Source organism: Marinobacter xiaoshiensis, assembly GCF_031631795.1.
In the GTDB taxonomy this organism is placed as follows: Bacteria; Pseudomonadota; Gammaproteobacteria; order Pseudomonadales; family Oleiphilaceae; genus Marinobacter; species Marinobacter xiaoshiensis.
Map to the genome: position 1 here is coordinate 151,142 of NZ_JAVMBO010000018.1, position 15,740 is coordinate 166,881.

13 protein-coding genes are annotated in these 15,740 nt (G+C 54.3%); 8 read left to right on the forward strand and 5 right to left on the reverse strand.

Annotation, left to right across the window (positions count from 1 at the left end; translation table 11 throughout):
• Positions 1-256: 256 nt before the first annotated feature.
• Together RKA07_RS16135 and RKA07_RS16140 are read right to left on the reverse strand one after the other, a co-directional pair.
• Positions 257-1,633, reverse strand: coding sequence for a solute carrier family 23 protein (locus tag RKA07_RS16135; RefSeq protein ID WP_200201759.1), 1,377 nt, complete (start codon positions 1,631-1,633; stop codon positions 257-259).
• Between the two features lie 99 nt (positions 1,634-1,732).
• Complete coding sequence (locus RKA07_RS16140; protein WP_200201760.1) at positions 1,733-3,361, reverse strand: acyl-CoA synthetase; 1,629 nt, start codon at positions 3,359-3,361, stop codon at positions 1,733-1,735.
• Positions 3,362-3,538: 177 nt separating this feature from the next.
• Between RKA07_RS16140 and RKA07_RS16145 the strand changes: the two genes are divergently transcribed.
• Positions 3,539-5,017 (forward strand): sensor histidine kinase, encoded by a 1,479-nt coding sequence (locus RKA07_RS16145; RefSeq protein ID WP_310966808.1) that lies wholly within the window; start codon positions 3,539-3,541, stop codon positions 5,015-5,017.
• Positions 5,010-5,654 (forward strand): response regulator transcription factor, encoded by a 645-nt coding sequence (locus RKA07_RS16150; RefSeq protein WP_200201762.1) that lies wholly within the window; start codon positions 5,010-5,012, stop codon positions 5,652-5,654. The genes RKA07_RS16145 and RKA07_RS16150 overlap by 8 nt, the downstream gene beginning before the upstream one ends.
• Here the strand turns inward: RKA07_RS16150 and RKA07_RS16155 are convergent.
• The gene (locus tag RKA07_RS16155; protein ID WP_310966809.1) at positions 5,640-7,052 is read right to left on the reverse strand and encodes an aminotransferase-like domain-containing protein; all 1,413 of its coding nucleotides are present in this window, start codon (positions 7,050-7,052) and stop codon (positions 5,640-5,642) included. The two genes, RKA07_RS16150 and RKA07_RS16155, sit on opposite strands and share 15 nt — an antisense overlap.
• Before the next feature lie 230 nt (positions 7,053-7,282).
• Between RKA07_RS16155 and RKA07_RS16160 the strand changes: the two genes are divergently transcribed.
• The 4 genes from RKA07_RS16160 (at position 7,283) to trpB (ending at position 10,924) form a co-directional block, all read left to right on the forward strand.
• Entirely contained in the window at positions 7,283-7,564 is a 282-nt protein-coding gene (locus RKA07_RS16160; RefSeq protein ID WP_310966810.1) for a hypothetical protein, read from the forward strand.
• Positions 7,561-8,367: a PhzF family phenazine biosynthesis protein gene (locus RKA07_RS16165; RefSeq protein WP_200201765.1), complete on the forward strand. Its 807-nt coding sequence runs from the start codon at positions 7,561-7,563 to the stop codon at positions 8,365-8,367. Before RKA07_RS16160 ends, RKA07_RS16165 begins: the two co-directional genes overlap by 4 nt.
• A 61-nt stretch (positions 8,368-8,428) precedes the next feature.
• Complete coding sequence (locus RKA07_RS16170) at positions 8,429-9,622, forward strand: BaiN/RdsA family NAD(P)/FAD-dependent oxidoreductase (RefSeq protein ID WP_200201766.1); 1,194 nt, start codon at positions 8,429-8,431, stop codon at positions 9,620-9,622.
• 96 nt (positions 9,623-9,718) lie between these two features.
• The gene (gene trpB, locus RKA07_RS16175; RefSeq protein ID WP_310966811.1) at positions 9,719-10,924 is read left to right on the forward strand and encodes a tryptophan synthase subunit beta; all 1,206 of its coding nucleotides are present in this window, start codon (positions 9,719-9,721) and stop codon (positions 10,922-10,924) included.
• Between the two features lie 93 nt (positions 10,925-11,017).
• Here trpB and RKA07_RS16180 read toward each other — a convergent pair whose 3' ends face one another.
• The gene (locus tag RKA07_RS16180; RefSeq protein ID WP_310966812.1) at positions 11,018-11,899 is read right to left on the reverse strand and encodes a universal stress protein; all 882 of its coding nucleotides are present in this window, start codon (positions 11,897-11,899) and stop codon (positions 11,018-11,020) included.
• 1 nt (position 11,900) lies between these two features.
• The gene (locus RKA07_RS16185) at positions 11,901-13,388 is read right to left on the reverse strand and encodes a SulP family inorganic anion transporter (RefSeq protein WP_310966813.1); all 1,488 of its coding nucleotides are present in this window, start codon (positions 13,386-13,388) and stop codon (positions 11,901-11,903) included.
• Between the two features lie 147 nt (positions 13,389-13,535).
• Between RKA07_RS16185 and RKA07_RS16190 the strand changes: the two genes are divergently transcribed.
• The gene (locus tag RKA07_RS16190; RefSeq protein WP_310966814.1) at positions 13,536-14,816 is read left to right on the forward strand and encodes an MgtC/SapB family protein; all 1,281 of its coding nucleotides are present in this window, start codon (positions 13,536-13,538) and stop codon (positions 14,814-14,816) included.
• A 124-nt stretch (positions 14,817-14,940) separates the two neighbouring features.
• The gene (djlA, locus tag RKA07_RS16195) at positions 14,941-15,717 is read left to right on the forward strand and encodes a co-chaperone DjlA (RefSeq protein WP_200370035.1); all 777 of its coding nucleotides are present in this window, start codon (positions 14,941-14,943) and stop codon (positions 15,715-15,717) included.
• Positions 15,718-15,740: the final 23 nt, after the last annotated feature.

Genomic DNA, 15,740 nt, shown 5'->3' on the forward strand with positions numbered 1-15,740 from the left:
GCCTCCTGCTTCTATTTATTATAATTTGCGTTTGCTGGACAAAAAAACACCAGCGGCATCAGTCTAATCCCCGGAATGAGGTAGAAGGAAGGGTGGTAGCAGCAAAAAGGACACATTGTCACAAAATGACACATCGTCAGCGTGCTGAAAGCAGGAATAGTTAAAAAGCCGACACAAAAAAGGGAGGCTATTAGCCTCCCAAAGTCTTGCAGATCACTTTTTTGATGGTCCCCGCTAAAAACCAGGGACCAAGCACTCAGGATTTATCGGTTTTTGTGGCTCCCGGAGCTTCCGGATCCGGGGTAAAGCCGATCAGTTTGGTTCGCTCAATCAAAAGATAAAGAACCACGCCGGTACCAAGGCCCCAACCTGCTCCATAGACCGCCAATACCACGCCCATGGTGCCCGCAATTCCGCGTTCGGTGTTGTTCTCCAGCTGTTCCAGACCAACCATCAAACAGATATAACCGGTCAGCAAAAGAGTCAGGGACAGTGCAATGGGCAGAACCGGCTGGAAAAAGCTCACCAGCGGCAGAATAAACAGGGCGATAAAGCCAGTGATCCAGAAGGTACCGCCACCACTGTAGATTGAATCCATAGCGTTGCGGCCATACTTGTAACGCTCGGCCATGGTTGCAGTCACGGCCGTCCATATTGGGCCTGCCAGGCCGGGGTATGGCGCGAAGAATGCGTGGCCACCATTACGAATGGCGGTTACCAGGTGCACACGGTCGATGCTGTTATCGATGTCTTCATCTTTGCGAAGATGATCCACACGGTTCATCAGGGACTGCCCCACCACGATATCGCCGAAGGCGATAATGTAGGCAATGATCGCCGTTGGAATGGCATAAAGGAATATTTTGGGGTCGGGGAAGCCAACCGTAAATGGCAGGTAGTTCCACAACTCGTCAAAGGCCGGTTTGGTAATACCCCACTCAACATTCGGCACATCGTATTCACCCGTGGCGAATCCCACGAGAATAGCCACGATCATGCCTGGAACCATGCCGTAGTTGGCAATTTTGCGAGCAAAAGAGTTGCTCTCAACAAAGCCCTTGAACGACACAGAGAACATCAGATACAAACAAACCAGACCGCCAACAATGAGCGATATAGGCGTATTGGCCACTCGGCCGCCCACTTCAATCTCTCCCATCAGTGCCGCAATACCCGCACCGATAATAATGCCGCCTTTCATGGAGCGGGGAATCAGATCCACCAGTTTGCTTCCCAGGCGGGTAACGCCGAGGAAAAGGAAAATGATAAACACAAGGAACTGCAGAGCAAACATAGCCTGAATGGCGTCGGGGCCAGGCTCATAATCACTCAGGAAAAGCAACACCACCGGGATGCCCGGCGTTATCCAGCCTGGTACCAGAGGAACGCCCAACAAGGCAGGCAGCATAAACCCGATGCCGCAGATCACGGCATAAGCCAAGGCAACATCGTAGGGAACACCCAGGTATTTTTGCAGCAGAGGAATCATGGCAAGACTGACCACAAACATGATCAAAGCTTGAACCATCTCCGCAAATTCCCAGCGGTAATGAACAAAAGGAAGGCGAACTTTAAAAGGGCCGGCAGGCCAATACGGCTGCTCTTCCCCGGTCTTACGGTGAAACATTTGCATAGCAGGGTCTCCCGCACACGTTATTTACGCATGCCTGTTTTGTGTTGTTTTTGTAGCTTTATCCGGCAGTGCCAGGGCTGACACTGCCGGTCAAGGAGGTCAGGTCAGTTCTTTGGCTTGATCCCTTAGCAGAAACTTCTGGATCTTGCCTGTAGAGGTCTTGGGCAACTCCGAGAAAATGACTGTTTTGGGCACTTTGAAGCGAGCCAGGTGCTCACGACAGAAATTGATAATATCTTCCTCGCTCAGATCACCTGCTTCTGGTTTGAGGGTCACAAATGCACAGGGTGTCTCGCCCCACTTTTCATCCGGGCGGGCCACTACCGCGGCTTCCAGAACAGCCGGGTGTCGGTACAGCGTATCCTCAACTTCAATGGTGGAGATATTCTCACCACCAGAGATGATGATGTCCTTCAGGCGATCCTTGATTTCCATGTAGCCGTCTTCGTGCCAAACAGCCAGATCCCCGGTATGGAACCAACCACCGCGGAATGCTTCCTCGGTAGCCTTGGGGTTCTTCAGGTAGCCTTTCATAACGGTGTTGCCGCGCAGGAAGATTTCACCCACGGTTTTGCCATCTTTGGGCACCGCTTTCATGGTATTCGGATCGCCCACCATGGTGCCGGCGAGGGTGTGATAGCGCACACCCTGACGAGCTTTGATTTTGGCCCGATCGTGCAACGGCAGTTCATCCCAGTCAGATTTCCACGCACACACGGTTACCGGACCATACACTTCTGTCAGGCCATACACGTGGGTCACCTTGATGCCCATTTCTTCAACGGCACCAATAACCTGGGCCGGTGGCGCAGCACCTGCAATCATGGAACGAACTTCGTGATCAATGCCCGCCTTGGACTCAGCTGGCACGTTCAACAGCGCATTAAGAACAATCGGCGCGCCGCACATATGCGTAACCTGATGCTCTTTGATCAGCTGCAGAATCTTTTCAGGATCTACCCGGCGCAAGCACACGTGAGTGCCCGCCATGGCGGTAATCGTCCAGGGGAAACACCAGCCATTACAATGGAACATAGGCAGTGTCCACAGATATACAGGGTGCATACCCATGGACCAAACCGCCTGGTTACCCAGAGCGTTGATGTAGGCGCCGCGATGGTGATAAACCACACCCTTGGGGTTGCCGGTGGTGCCGGAGGTGTAATTCAGTGAAATCGCGTCCCATTCGTTGTCCGGAAAGCTCCACTGAAACTGCGGGTCGCCCTCTTGCAGAAAGGCTTCATAGTCCAAATCGCTGACCTGAACCCCTTCGCCGTATTCCGGATCATCCACATCAACAATCAGCGGCTTGTTTTTCAGACGGCTCACCGCATCGCGAACTACCTCACCAAATTCGCGATCGGCAATTACCACCTTGGCTTCGCCATGCTCAAGCATGAAGGCAATAGCCTCTGCATCCAGGCGCACATTCAGTGTATTCAGAACCGCGCCCATCATAGGCACTCCAAAATGACACTCCACCATGGCGGGAATATTAGGCAGCATGGCCGCCACGGTATCTCCCCGCTTGATACCTCGCCCTGTTAGCGCAGATGCAAGGCGCCGTGAACGGTCGTATGTCTGCGCCCAGTTATAGCGAACAGCTCCGTGGATAATGGAGGGGTAGTCAGGGTAGACGCTTGCCGTGCGTTCGATAAAATCAATCGGGGATTGAACAGCGTAATTGGCATCAAGGGGCGCAAGGCCCTGATCGAAGATCGAGGTCATGGGGTGTTCCTCTTTATGAGCCTATTGTTCTTGTGTCGTATTTGGAAAAGCAGCTAGAGTAGCTATGACTTCTTATAGAGAGAATCTTATTTAATAGAGGTAATACTAGAAATTACACCAAGGTATTATAGTGTAATTACTATACCGCACCCCAACACGATAGAATCGATGGCTACTATGAGTTTTAGCTTGTCCGATGCAGACCCGCAACCCAGCTTTATACTGGATAGCTCTGCCAAAACTTTGCAAAGCAATCTCGCCGCTGACAGGTTGTGGCAGGAAAATGGCCTGACAGGCCCATCAGCCACCCTCCCAACCAATACTCAGGCACTGGTTACCGCGTCGCTGACACAAGCCAGAGCCATCGAAGACGTAGAAGCCCGCATCAACGACACGATCCTTCTGTGGACATTTGTCCCCTGCCTGGAAACCTCTGAGGTTATGGCCCGTGGCCGGGATGCCACAAACGATGTCCTTAACCGGGATCAGGCCATTCGATCGAACCGCCTATACCGGGTGATCACAGAAAATACCACCGACCTTATTTCGCGGCATGCTCCCGACGGGCGCTTCATAGATGCAACACAGGCTTCATGGCGCCTCCTCGGCTACTGGCCGGAAGAGCTTCGGGGCCGGCTACTGGAAGACATATTTCAGAGCGATAGCTCTATGCGACAGTTAACCGAGACCCGCAATCGCTTGCGAGATGACGGCTACGCCACCATGACTCTGGACCTGACCCACCGTGACGGCAGCAAACGTTGGTTCGAAATCGCAAGCCGGGCCATCAGAGAAACCTACACAGGGGCAGTTGTTGAGGTGGTCAGTGTATCCAGAGACATCACCGCCAGAGTTGCCTCAGAGGACAACAACCGAAGGCTGGCCGATGAACTTGCGCGTACCGCAAGACTCGCGGCCCTTGGCGAACTGGCTTCCAGCATTGCCCACGAAATGAATCAGCCTTTGGCGACCATCGTTAACTTTGCCAGCGCCAGCCAGCGTTACCTGAAAAACGCCCGCACACATCCTGAACATCTTGAGCGTGTCGACGATGGCCTGGAGAAGATCATCCACCATGCCAATCGCGCTTCGGAAGTGATCAAGCACCTCCGAGCCTTCCTTCGTAAAGGTCGGAAACGCACAGCAGAAGTTCAGCTAAACGAAACCCTCACAAAAGTTGCCCAACTCTGCCAATGGGAGGCAGATAAACACGATGTAGAGATAATCTGCACCCCGGCCGACAGCAAGCCCACAATCATTGCAGATCAGGTATTGCTGGAGCAGGTACTGATTAATCTGATCCGTAATGGCATGGAAGCAAATATGGAAGCGCGCGCCGCCCAAGGAGCCAGCGCGGGTTCCCGCCTGATGCTCTCAGCATCCATAAATAGCGAAGGTGAAACGCTGATTGACGTCACGGATGAAGGGCCAGGCCTTGATGACCAGGAAATCCGGAAGATGTTTCAGCCGTTTTACACCAACAAGCCCCAAGGGCTTGGACTGGGGCTTTCCATGAGCCGCTCCATTATTGAAGGCTTTGGTGGCTTTCTGGATGCACGTCCTGCATCAAACGGTGGCCTTACCCTGACCTGCCGCTTCCCGACCGCACCCGCTCACAAACGTATACCCAGCACGGAGACTGCACCCGATGAGTAACGATCCCTCCCAGGAGACATCCACCGTTTACGTTGTTGATGACGATGCTGGCATGCTGGAATCTACCCAGTGGTTACTGGAGTCTGTTGGCTTGAACGTGCAAGCATACAGCGACGGGCGCAAGTTTCTGGATGCCCTGGGCGATAGCCGGGGCGGCTGCGTGGTGCTGGATGTGCGGATGCCGGGACTCGGCGGGCTGAACGTTCAGGAAGAGCTGCAAAAGCGCGGCATTGAGTTGCCAATCATTTTCGTATCCGGCCATGCGGATGTGCCAATTGTGGTGCGCGCGTTCAAATCCGGTGCCTTTGATTTCATCGAGAAGCCATTCAACGAGCAGCTACTTCTCGACAGCGTGCAGCAGGCACTGGAAGCTCATCATCAATCCAGTCATCTGCAACTGGGCGACGAACGGGCTGATGCGCTCATTTCGACGCTTACACGCCGGGAGCGGGATGTATTCCTGCCTATGGCCCAAGGCTACACCAGCCGCGAGATTGCGGATCAACTGGGTGTAAGTGTAAAGACCATCGACCTCTACCGGGCCCGTGTAATGAAGCGACTGGGTGCGGAGCGGCTGCCCGATGTTACGGGCATAGCCATCACCGCTGGTCTGCTTGACCCATCAAACCTGCGCTAGCTCCTCATGGGCCAGCGCGCCCAGCCTGGCGATGGCCTGGTCGATACGCTCGTTCCAGGGATTGCCACCGTTTAGCCGCAGGCAAGACTCAAACTTGTCTGATATGGAAAACATCAGGCCCGGAGCCACGTTAATGTCTTCAGCCCGCGCTCGATGATAAACCCGAGTGCCAGAAACGCCTGCCGGTAGCTGCACCCAGAGTACAAAGCCGCCTTGTGGCCTGCTGACCGCAGTCCCCACAGGAAATGACCGCGCAACTGCCGCTCTCATACGCTCTGTGGTTTCCCGATAATTCTGCCGCGCCGAGCGCAGATAACGATCGTACCCACCCTGTTCCAGAAAGTGCGCCACTGCCAGTTGCGGGATCGAAGAGGTCGCCAGATTTGAAAAATACTTCTGCTGCCTGGCCCCTGCCATGTATCGCCCGGGCAACATCCAGCCCAGTCTCAACCCCGGCGAAATGGTTTTGGAAAACGAGTTGCAGTAGATAACATTATCCGTGCGATCAAAGGCTTTCGCAGGCTTTGGGCGTTCGCCGGTATGATAAAGATCTCCGTAAATGTCATCTTCTATCAACGGCACTCCAGCGGCAGCAAGCATAGACACCAACTGTTTTTTGCGCTCATCCGGCATCCGTGCGCCCATGGGGTTGCTGTGATTGCACACCACTACGCAGGCTTTCAGAGGCCACTGCTCCAGGGCCAGCTGCAAGCCTTCAAGACTGAGCCCGTCGGATGGGTGGGTCGGTATTTCCATCGCCCTTAACCCAACCACTTCCAAAGCCTGAAGAATACCCGGGAACGAGGGCGACTCAACCGCCACTATATCCCCCGGTTGAGTGACGGAGCGCAAACCCAGAATGATGGCTTCCTGAGCGCCGTTGGTAACCAGCACATCATCCGGCGTAACCGGAACACCAATCGTCGCCATCCTTTGCGCAATCTGCCTGCGGAATGACGCTTTTCCGGGAAAAGCGTAATCCAGTGTTTCAAGGCCCCGCCGGGCCGCCCAAATCGTACTTTGTTGAATCTGTCGCAACGGCAAGAACTCCGGATGGGGAATGGCAGTAGCGAGCGGCACCATGCGGTTTTGCTCATCAGCGCACAATTCCAGAGTCATCTCGCGGGCCGTTACCGGCGCCGGGCGAATCCTGAGCCTGCCCATGACTGGCTCCGGGGCATCGACTGCAGGCAAGCGAACAAAGTAGCCACTGCGCTCCCGGGCCTGAAGATAGCCGCGAGCTTCAAGTGTTTGGTGCGCCTGCAACACAGTTGAAATACTCACTTCGTACTGTTTACTCAACACCCGCACGCCCGGCAGGCGGTCGCCATCCCGGTAGACACCGTCCTGAATCAGCGACTGAAGCCTGTCTGCCACCTGGTTGTATAGAGCCCCCATACTGCCCACCTCACCCAATCAAGAAATCATTTGCCCATTCGGACAGCCAGCACGCCCATTGCAACAGATCCGCACCAAACCGAAACGGTACAGATACCCGGAAAACACATCAGTACAGAGCGGCAATATTTAGCTCTGTACCGGTTCAAAAATAGATTATCTGAATCTGTTATGGCTGTCAGTTCAGGAAGACAATAACAACATCGAAAATCAGAAGAAGGAGTTTCATCATGGGCATCGCAAACAGTCAGGCTCTGACCGCTACCCGAAGCAATCTTTTTGGCCTCAACCCCAGCGCGCCCGCACTGTACGGTGAAGACCTGAACACCAACCGCCAATGGCTGGAAGACCTCGGGTTTTCTATACGCCAGTCCGGCCATAAGCACTGGGTAGTAACACACACCAATCCATTGCCCGAGCTGCACTTTTACAGCGAGAATGAGCTGGCGCAGTTTGCCAGCTACAAAGGCCACCACTACGCTAAACACTTGCTTCCAGAGAACAGAACATGAATTACCCCATCTACCAGGTAGACGCTTTTGCCAGCGAGATCTTCAAAGGGAACCCTGCCGCGGTCATGCCTCTGGAGGCGTGGCTTCCGGACGACACCATGCAGGCACTGGCCGCCGAGAACAACTTGGCAGAAACCGCATTCTTCGTACGGGAATCCGGCACCAATGGCGCAGACTTTCATATACGCTGGTTCACTCCCAGTGTTGAAGTACCCCTTTGCGGCCACGCCACTCTCGCCAGCGCCTGGGTTATTTTCAATAAACTGGGGTGGCAGTCAGATGAGATACGCTTTGGCTCTCGCAGCGGTATTTTAGGCGTTCACCAAACCCCGGATAACTGGCTGGTTCTGGACTTCCCGAACCTGAAAACTGAAGAACAGAACACACCGCCAATCATCAGCCAAGCTCTGGATAGCACGCCGGCAACGGCTTTTTACGTGCCGAACGACACCAATTACATGGTTGTCCTGGAAAACGAGGCAGCTGTGAAAGCGGCGCAGCCGGATATGCGAAAGCTCAAACAACTGGGCAATCAAGGCGTGATCATCACTGCACCCGGTGACACCGCCGACTTTGTCAGCCGGTACTTTGCGCCTGGCTCCGGAATTGATGAGGATCCGGTTACCGGCTCTATCCACAGTGTTCTGGTGCCCTACTGGGCAGAAAAACTCGGCAAAACAAAGCTGGAGGCGCGGCAACTGTCTGCACGGGGCGGTCTATTACGCTGTGAACTGAAAGGCGATCGCGTTGCGATTGCCGGGCAGGTGGCCTTTTATATGGAAGGCACTGTTCATCTGGAATGAGCCATACGGCAGCTCCGAGGCTGGTATACTGCGCGCCACATAAACCAATCGGCAGGCAGTAATGACGGCAAGTTCCAGTAACCAGTACGATGTAGTGATTATCGGTGCCGGCGCCGCCGGCCTGATGTGCGCCGCCACTGCCGGCTATCGCGGGCGCAAAGTGCTGGTAATCGATCACGCCAATAAGCCGGGAAAAAAGATCCTCATGTCCGGCGGCGGGCGCTGCAACTTCACCAACCTCAACAGCACGGCCGCAAACTTCCTGTCGGACAATCCACGGTTCTGTATTTCTGCCCTGAAGCGCTACACCCCCCAGCACTTTCTGGATCTTGTTGAACGCCATGGCATTGAGCACGAAGAGAAAGCCGCCGGTCAGCTATTCTGCAAAGACAGCGCGAAAGACATAGTCGCCATGTTGCTCACGGAATGCGAATGGGCCGGTGCAGAAATTCGCATGAAAACCAACGTGAAGAGCATTGCACAAAGCTATGGCAGCTACCGGGTTAATACCAGTTCAGGCACCCTGGCCTGCACATCTCTGATCATCGCCTGCGGAGGCTTATCCATCCCCACCATGGGCGCCACAGGATTCGGCTACGAGGTTGCCCGGCAGTTCGGCCTGGATGTCCTCCCCACCCGGGCCGGGCTGGTGCCTTTCACCCTGCACCCGGAACTGAAACAGCAGTTGGCCCCTCTATCCGGCGTAAGCTGCCCTGTTGATGCGGCCTGCAATAACCATAACTTCCGCGAGCCCATGCTGGTCACGCATCGAGGTTTGAGCGGCCCATCCATGTTGCAAATTTCCAGCTTCTGGCAACCTGGCGACCCTCTGACCATCAACCTGCTACCAGATCGCAATATCCTTGAAGATCTTCTGGCCCTGCGCAAACAGAGGCCTCAATCCACCATTGCCCAATACCTGGCTCTGCACCTCCCCAAGCGCTTTGCACAAGCCTTCAACGAAATTCATGGCTGGAGCGGCCCTCTTCAGGGCTACAAAAACAGTGACCTTGAACAGGTGTCTGAGACGCTAGGGCAATGGACAGTGAAGCCGGCGGGAACAGAAGGCTATCGAACAGCGGAAGTGACCCTGGGCGGTGTGGACACCCGCCAACTCTCATCAAAAACAATGGCGGCGCTTGAGCATCCGAACCTGTATTTTATCGGTGAAGTTGTAGACGTAACGGGGCATTTGGGCGGGCATAATTTTCAATGGGCGTGGGCTTCAGGAGTGGCAGCCGGAAGCGCTGCCTGATTGGGGTTTACAGTTAGCTCACTCCATCCCATCAGCATTGAGTGCCCTCAGGCTGAGCGTTATTATTGATCCATAATTTCATATGAGACATCGTTTATGAGCGCACCTTCCCCGTACGATAACCTCCCCGACGCACAAGGCTTTTTTGGCGAATTTGGCGGGCAGTTTGTGCCGCCGGAATTGAAACAGGTAATGGACGAAATCAGTGCTGCCTATCAGGAAATCCGCCAGCGCAAAGATTTTAAGGATGAGCTGGCTTATCTGCTATCAGACTATGTAGGCCGCCCCAGCCCGATTTTCTACGCTCGTCGCTTATCCGAAAAGCTTGGCGGGGCGCGTATCTATCTGAAGCGGGAAGATCTTAATCACACGGGTGCGCACAAGATCAATCACTGTCTGGGTGAAGCCCTGCTAGCCAAATTCATGGGCAAAACCAAGGTGATAGCGGAGACGGGCGCCGGCCAGCACGGTGTAGCTCTTGCGACCGCCTGCGCTCTTGTGGGCATCCCTTGCGAGATCCACATGGGCACTGTGGATATTGCCAAAGAACACCCTAACGTCACCAAAATGAAAATCCTGGGCGCTACTCTGGTGCCAGTAACCCGCGGCACCGCCACTCTTAAAGATGCCGTCGACAGCGCTTTTGACGAGTACCTGAAAGACCCGCAAAACTATATTTACGCCATTGGCTCGGTTGTTGGCCCCCACCCTTTCCCGGGCATGGTCCGTGACTTTCAATCGGTTGTAGGCCGCGAGGCTCGCGAGCAGTTCATGGAGCGCTACAAGAAGCTTCCGGATTACATAGCTGCTTGCGTCGGGGGCGGCTCCAATGCCATGGGCATATTTACCGCATTTCTCAATGACGAAAGCGTAAAACTGGTCGGTGTGGAGCCGGCCGGTGAAGGCCTGAATACCGACCGCCATGCCGCAACCATGACGCTGGGCAAGCCTGGCCAGATACACGGAATGGCCTGCTATGTGCTGGAGGATGACGAAGGCAACGCAATGCCGGTTCACTCTATTGCTTCCGGCCTGGATTACCCGGGTAGCGGCCCGCAACACAGCTATCTGAAAGATTTGGGCCGTGTGGAGTATGCCTGTGCAGACGATGCTGAATGCCTAGACGCGTTTATGATGCTATCGCGGGTAGAGGGCATTATTCCTGCCCTTGAAAGCGCTCACGCTGTAGCTTGGGCAATTAAAACTGCACCTGACCTGTCAGAGGAACACTCGATTCTGGTTAACCTGTCTGGCCGTGGCGATAAAGATGTGGATTTCGTAGCAGAAAAACTGGGGCTCTGAGCTGCCGCCCAGATCTCGCAAAAAGCCTTAGCCACTACCCGTAGCTCTCTGAATGGGCACGGGTGGTGAAGCAGGACAGCTAATGACTGGCGATTAGCGCAGAATGACCAATGGCTTTTCTGCGGTTCTCAGCATGTTGGTTGTGGTACTGCCAACAAAAAACTGCCGTATGCGGGAGTGGCCGTAGGCACCCATAACCATGATGTCTATATTTTGCTCTTCCTGATACTTGTGCAGCGCCTGCTCCACGTCACCAGACAAAATGATCAGGGTGATTTCAGTATCAAGCACTTCCAGCATCTGCTTTGCTTTCTCCAGCTGGCCTCTGTGCTCAGCAGTGTCTGCCCCAACCATTACAAGGTGCAATGGCACGCCTTTCAGTACCGGGCTACCCGCCAGCAACTCAACGCCTTTAAACGCAGTGGCACTGCCATCAAATGCTAACATGGCTGTACTGGGCGTTGAGTAGGTTTCAGGTACAAGCAGGATCGGGCGATGCACACTGCGGATAATCGTTTCCAGCTGGCTTCCTATGCGGGAGCCCCGATCAGAGCTGCTTTCTCCCTGCAAGCCCATCACTATCAGACGGGTTTCATCTTCCAGCGCCAACAAGGATTCGGTCAAATCACCATGGCGCTGGCGCTTTTTGATTTCGCCGACACCCGCGTTCTCAAGCCTGCGGGCTGCCTCGTCCAGCATGTGATCACCGTGCTCAAGAGCCAGTTTGGCTCGCTTACGGTCAAGCTGAGCCAACTCATCCAGAAGTTGCTCCCGACTACCCAGCCCAATGTTTCCGGCCAGGTCCGGCTCTGAAGGATACCGCTCCTGATCCAGCACATGCAGGAGGGTCAGTGGCGAATCCATATGTTTGCTAGCCCAGGCTGCATAGTCGCATACCGCTGGCGCTGCGGGTGAGCCATCAATGCAGGCCACTACCTGCAAGCGGTCCTGAATGTTTTCTGTTGTATTTTGCATATTAATGGCCCATCAACTGATCAATGCCTTCCGGCTTGTCGTGCACACCAAAGCGGTCAACGATGGTGGCACTGGCCTCGTTCATGCCAATCACTTCCACCTCTGCGCCATCGCGGCGGAACTTGATAACCACTTTGTCGAGCGCACCCACGGCGGTAATGTCCCAGAAATGCGCACGGCTAACATCTATCACCACTTTATCGACCACTTCACGGAAATCAAACGATGCAACAAACTTTTCCGAAGAACTGAAAAACACCTGGCCCGTTACCTTGTAGGTACGCGTGCCCGTGGCTTCATCAAGAGTGGACTTAACTTCCATAAAGTGGCCAATCTTGTTGGCAAAAAACAGTGCCGCGAGCAACACACCGGCAAACACACCCAGCGCCAGGTTATGGGTTACAACCACAACACACACGGTTACCAGCATCACTATGTTGGTCGATACAGGGTGGGTTTTCAGGTTGCGAATGGACTCCCAGGAGAAAGTGCCGATAGATACCATAATCATTACGGCCACCAGAGCAGCCATCGGGATCTGAACCAGTATGTCATCCAGCACCACAATCATTACCATCAGGAATACGCCTGCGGTAAACGTGGAAAGCCGACCGCGACCACCGGATTTGACGTTGATTACGGATTGCCCAATCATCGCGCAGCCGGCCATACCACCAAACAGACCAGACCCGATGTTGGCAATGCCCTGCCCCCGGCACTCGCGGTTACGATCGCTTTCGGTATCCGTCAGATCGTCAACAATAGTGGCGGTCATCATGGATTCCAGCAAACCCACAACGGCCAGTGGAATCGAATAGGGCAGGATAATCATCAGAGTTTCGAGGTTCAGTGGCACGTCTGGCCAGAGAAAGATTGGCAGGGTGTCGGGCAATTCGCCCATATCGCCCACCGTGCGTATATCAATATTGAACAGGACTGCGACGATGGTCAGCGCCACGATGCATATCAGTGGCGAGGGCAAAAGCCTGCCTAGTACCGGCACATAGGGGAACAGATAGATAATGCCCAGGCCTGCTGCAGTCATGGCATAAACATGCCAGGTTACGTTCGTGAGTTCCGGAAGTTGGGCCATAAAAATCAGGATAGCCAGAGCATTCACGAAGCCGGTTACGACTGAGCGGGACACAAACCTCATCAAGCTACCCAGTTTCAGCCAGCCAGCCAGTATCTGGAGCACACCGGTTAGCAGCGTGGCGGCCATCAGGTACTCCAGGCCATGCTCTTTCACCAGAGTTATCATCAGTAGCGCCATGGCGCCGGTTGCTGCCGAGATCATGCCGGGGCGGCCACCCACAAACGCAATGATTACCGCAATACAAAATGAAGCGTATAGCCCTACTTTGGGATCTACTCCTGCGATGATCGAGAAAGCAATCGCTTCCGGAATTAACGCAAGGGCAACCACGATCCCGGCGAGTAAATCGCCCTTAATGTTGGAAAACCATTCGGCTTTCATTGTATTTACCATAGCTTTGGTTACCCGGAAGGTTGCGCAAAATAAAGGGCGCGAATTCTACCAAAATACCGCTTCCGGCGTAAGGGCGCCTATTCTCACGGCCTCACGGGCTGCTATTATCCCAATAACACCCACCACAAAAATGAGCTAACTGCGTTCATGGATGATGTTGCTTCTCAGTTTCTGGCCACAAATCAGACCACTTTGAACCTTGCGGTAGCACTTCTGTTGGGCGCCATCATAGGCCTGGAGCGGGGCTGGGGCTCCCGCGAGCAGAAGTCCGGCGAGCGCATAGCCGGCATTCGCACCTTTTCACTTGTCGGTCTTCTGGGCGGTATTTCTACAGTCCTGGCAGAGGAAATCACCGTCTGGGCGTTTCCTGTACTCCTGCTGAGTGTGGTCGCCATGGCGATTGTGGCCTATAGCGAACGGCTCGATCATATCCGGAACTTCAGCATTACCGGCATGGTCAGCATGGTGCTCACCTTCTGCTTCGGCGCCATAGCGGTGGCCGTCGACCCGGTGATAGCGACGACTGCTGCAGTGATTACCGCCATTATTCTGGACAACAAGGACGAAATTCACGGATGGGTACACAAACTTAAAGCCCACGAACTGGATGCGGCACTCAAGCTGCTCGTCATATCAGTGGTGATGCTACCTCTGCTACCAGATGAGGCCATGGGGCCTGGTGGCGTTCTCAACCCTCGGGAAATCTGGTGGATGGTCGTGATGATTGCGTCCATCTCCTTCGTGGGTTATTTCGCCATGCGAGTGGCGGGCACCAGCAAAGGCATTCTGTTTACCAGCCTGTTTGCAGGTTTGAGCTCATCCACCGCCCTGACCCTGCACTTCGCCCGCCAGGCGGACAAACACCCTGCCCTGAACGCACAGTTTGCCACCGGCATTCTGATTGCGTGTGGCACCATGTTCCCACGTATCCTTGTGTACTGCTTCGTCATTAACCGAGACTTGCTGCCCAGCCTGGTCTGGCCCGTGGCCGTTATGACAGTGCTGCTTTACGTGCCAGCGTTCATCATCTGGCACAGGAATTCCGAAACGGGCGAGGTCAGCCAGCCAACACTTAACCAAAACCCGCTGGATCTGAAATCGGCTGTAGTTTTCGGCATGCTGCTGACAGCCATCCTGCTGCTCGGGGACTTTCTGAAAGATTGGCTGGGCGATACCGGCATCTATATGCTGGCCGCCACTTCGGGCATTGCAGATGTGGATGCGATTACCCTGTCCCTCACTCGCATGTCCAACAATGGCCTGGCAATGGATGCTGCGGTACTCGGCATCGTTATTGCGGCGGCCACCAACAACCTGATCAAATCGGGCATGGCCTGGGTGATCGGCAACCGGCAAATAGGGCTTTATGTGGCAGGGCCTATGCTGCTGTCACTGGCAGCGGGGCTTTTGGTGGCCTGGCTACAGTAAGCAAACCACTACCAACTCGTTTTTCCGAGAAAATAGAGCGGCTGGATGAAAGCCTGTTCATGAAGATTCGCAAAAAAACACGTATATTCTGTGGTCTGATCCATTATCCCCTAAGGACGTTTTAATGCTGTTTGCGATGATCATTGGTGGTTTGATTGGTTACAGCTTTGGCAAGTTCCCCGGATTTTTAGTGGGGGCTGCTCTGGGCGCTTTTCTGCTTAACCGCGCTAAAAGCCGCCTGATTGGCAAACTTCAAGGCATTCAATCCGGTTTCATTGAATCTGTGTTTGCGGTCATGGGTGCACTGTGCAAGGCCGACGGAGTTGTTTCAAAAGACGAAATACAGATGGCCGAAGCCATGTTTGTGCGCTTCCGCCTTAATGAGGCCCAAAGAGAAGCTGCAAAAGCCGCATTCAGCCGGGGCAAAGCCGAAAATTTTGATCTGGATGCAGAGCTAAGACACTTCCTGGCTATCAGCGGTCGCCAACCCGCTATATTGCAGATGTTCCTCCAGGTACAAGTGTCTGCTGTCGCTGCGGATGGTGTAGTCCACCCGGCAGAACACGAAATGCTGGTCCGCATAGCACGCGGGCTTGGCCTGCCCGAAAGCCAGGTAGATCAACTGGAAGCCATGTTGCGCGGCGCGCACGCTGGCCAGACCGGCAGCCAGCGATCTACGGCTCAGCAAACCGACGATGCCTACAAGGTTTTGGGTGTTTCACCATCCATCAGCGACGCGGAACTTAAAAAGGTATACCGCAAACTCATGAGTGAAAACCATCCCGACAAGATTGCCGGACGCGGCCTGCCGGAGAGCATGCGCGAAATGGCAGAAGAGCGCACACAAGAAATCACCCATGCCTACGACGTTATCAAGGAATCCCGAAAAGCCAGTACCTGATTCCGTCAACCCCCTCGCAAAAG